The following is a 2,956-nucleotide window of genomic DNA, read 5'->3' on the forward strand; positions in this document are numbered from 1 at the left end:
GCAACGGCGCGCCACGCCCGGCGCCGACGCGCCGCTGTGGCGGGCGGCCGGGGTCACCCTGTTCAGCGCGGCGCTGCTGGCCTCACTGGTCACACCGCTGGGCCGGTGGTCGGTGGGCGACCTCGAGGTCGGCGTCGTCTGGTTCAACGCGATGGAGATCCTGGCGTGGGCGTCGGTCTGGCTGGCCGGGTGGGGCGCCAACTCGGCCTTCGGCCTCGTCGGCGGCTACCGGTTCGTCGCGCAGGGTCTGGCCTACGAGCTACCGCACATGTTCGTGCTGACCACCGCGGCCATCGGCGCGGGTTCACTCCGGGTCGCCGACATCGTCGCCGCGCAGCGGGAGCTGTGGTTCGTCGTGTGGATGCCCGTCGCCTTCGTGGTCTTCCTCGGCTCGGTGTCGGCGATGGCGTTCCAGGCACCGTTCGACCAGCCGGTGCGCTCGGACATCGCGGGCGGAGCGACCGCCGAGTTGTCCGGAGTGGACGCCCTGGTACTGCGGGCGGGACGGTGGTTGCTGCTGGTGTCGGGGGCGGCCATGGCGGTGGCGCTGTTCCTCGGTGGCGGACTCGGGCCGGTGTTACCCGCGTGGCTGTGGTCGCTGCTCAAGACCGCCGCTGTACTCGCCGCGCTCGTCTGGGCGGGCAGGCGGATGCCGACGATCCGCATGGAGCGGTTCGAAGAGCTGTCCTGGATGGTGCTGATTCCGCTGTCGCTGGTGCAGGCGCTCGCCGTGTCGCTGGTCGTGCTGGCGGGGCCGCCGTAGCGGGCGGTGACGCGGCAGGCGCGTGACCGGTGAGGCGGCGGACGACGGCGGAAGGAGCGACGTGACGATGTGGACGGAGATCGCGTTCTGGCTGTGCGCGGCGGGCGCCGTGGTCAGCGGCATGCTGGTGTTCCGGGTGGACTCCATGGCAAGGGCGACCTTCGCGCTGCTGCTGTCGTTCCTCGCGGCCGGGGGCACGCTTCTGCTGGTGGGACTGACCTACCTCGGCGTGCTGGTCTTCCTCATGATGACCATGGAGATGGTGCTCATGGTCGTGTTCATGGTGATGTACATGATGAATCCGGCAGGGCTGATGCCGATGACCATGGTGCACAACCGGCGCGGGGCGCTCGCCATCGCGGTGGGGACCTTCGCCGCGCTGGCCACGGGCATCCTGCTCGTCGACTGGCCCTCGGCGCAGGCCCCGCCGCCCGCCGAGCCGACGCGCGCGCTCGGCGCGGCGCTGATGGGCCCGAAGATGCTCGTGATGATGGTGCTCGGCCTGGTGCTGTTCGCCACCATCGTCGCCACGGTCGTGCTCGCGACCCGGCGCGGACGGTACGAGCGCTACGGCGACCGGCTGGATCGCGCGCGAGCCGACGACCCGGTGCGGGGCGGTGTCGGCCGGTGATGCTCGAGCACTACCTGTTGCTGGCGTCCGCGCTGCTGGCCACCGGACTGTACGGCGCGCTGTCCCAGCAGTCGATCGTCATGGTTCTGATGGGCCTTGAGCTGATGATCAACGCCGTCCTCGTCGGCGCGGCGGGCTTCTGGTACTTCGTCTCCCCGTCACGGCCCGACGGACAGGTGCTCGTCGTCGTGGCGATCACCGCGATGGCGGTCGAGATGGCCGCCGGGTTCGCGGTGACCACGGCGTTGTTCCGCGCCCGTGACGTGGACATGACCGACATGGCCGCGGATCTGAGGGGCTGAGCGGCCGGTGGCCGCCGCACTCGTCGCCCTCGTCGCCGTCCCCGCCGTGGCGGGGGCGCTGCTGCTCATCGCGGGCCACACGGCGGACCGGAGGGCCACCAGGGCCGGCGTCGGGGCCGCGCTGGTGACCCTGACACTGGCGGTCCCGGTGGCGATCGCCCGCCCCACGTTCTCGGCGGAGTACCTGGCCGGGGTGTCGTTCGGCGCCCGCGTGGACGGACTCTCGGCCGTGCTCACGGTGACCGTGGCCGTGGTGTCGCTGGCGGTGCTGGTGTTCTCCGCCGCCGACCTCGCCCCAGACGCGTCACGTGCGCGTTTCGTCGGCCTCATGCTGGTCTTCTCGGCCGGAATGCTGCTGACGGTCACCGCCACGACACTGCTCACCCTGCTCATGGCGTGGGAGCTGATGGGGGCGACCTCGTACGCGCTCATCGGGTTCCGGTGGCACGAGACCCGGCCCGCCGCCTCGGGCGCCGTGGCGTTCCTGACCACTCGCGCGGGCGACCTCGGCCTGTACGTCGCGGCCGGGGCCGCGCTCGCGGGCGGCGCCAGCGGGCTCGGGCTCGACGCCCTCGCCACACTGCCCGACGGGTGGCGGGACGTCGTCGCCGGGGGCGTGGTGCTGGCCGCGCTGGGCAAGTCGGCACAGCTTCCGTTCAGCTTCTGGCTCTCCCGCGCCATGGACGGGCCCAGCCCGGTCTCGGCGCTGCTGCACTCGGCGGCCATGGTGGCCGCGGGCGCCTACCTTCTGCTGCGGTTGAACCCGCTGCTGTCGGCCACCGGGTGGGCGGCGACGCTGGTGGCCTGGACCGGAGCCGCCACGGCACTGACGCTGGGTGCGGTCGCCGCCGTCCAGCGCGACCTCAAGCAGGTGCTGGCGGCCTCGACCTGCGCCCAGCTCGGGTTCATGGTGCTCGCGGCCGGCGCGGGGGCGGTGGCCGCTGGTGGCGCGCATCTGGTGACCCACGCGCTGACCAAGAGCCTGTTGTTCCTCACCGCGGGCGCGTGGCTCACGGCGTTGGGCACCGATCGGCTGGCCGACCTGCGAGGGGTCGGCACGCGGTGGCCCGTGGTGGGCGCCACCTTCGCGGTCGGGGGTGCGACGCTGGCGGGACTGGCCCCGCTGTCGCTGTGGGCGAGCAAGGAACACGTCCTCGCCGGCGCCCTGCACACCTCCACGCCGCTGTACCTGACGGCCCTGGCGGCCACCGCGCTCGGCGCCGTCTACGCGAGCCGCGCCACGATCCTGGTCCTCGGATG

General features: G+C 72.7%; 4 protein-coding genes. All 4 read left to right on the plus strand.

Features of this window, described 5'->3' with window-relative positions; translation table 11 throughout:
* A partial coding sequence (locus tag SACSA_RS24090; protein ID WP_157597080.1) for a complex I subunit 1 family protein occupies positions 1-763 on the plus strand: 763 nt, incomplete at its 5' end.
* A gap of 67 nt (positions 764-830) precedes the next feature.
* Positions 831-1,394 (plus strand): NADH-quinone oxidoreductase subunit J, encoded by a 564-nt coding sequence (locus tag SACSA_RS0120725; RefSeq protein WP_028662097.1) that lies wholly within the window; start codon positions 831-833, stop codon positions 1,392-1,394.
* Positions 1,391-1,696: an NADH-quinone oxidoreductase subunit NuoK gene (locus SACSA_RS0120730; protein ID WP_019819786.1), complete on the plus strand. Its 306-nt coding sequence runs from the start codon at positions 1,391-1,393 to the stop codon at positions 1,694-1,696. The genes SACSA_RS0120725 and SACSA_RS0120730 overlap by 4 nt, the downstream gene beginning before the upstream one ends.
* A 7-nt stretch (positions 1,697-1,703) precedes the next feature.
* Positions 1,704-2,956, plus strand: a 1,253-nt coding sequence (locus SACSA_RS0120735; RefSeq protein ID WP_019819787.1) for a proton-conducting transporter transmembrane domain-containing protein, incomplete at its 3' end; no start/stop codon positions are given.

This window comes from Saccharomonospora saliphila YIM 90502, assembly GCF_000383795.1.
In the GTDB taxonomy this organism is placed as follows: Bacteria; Actinomycetota; Actinomycetes; order Mycobacteriales; family Pseudonocardiaceae; genus Saccharomonospora; species Saccharomonospora saliphila.

Bases quoted from the DNA above. Each gene is read 5' to 3' on its own strand.
- SACSA_RS0120725 (WP_028662097.1), top strand. From the start codon at position 831: ATGTGGACGGAGATCGCGTTCTGGCTGTGCGCGGCGGGCGCCGTGGTC.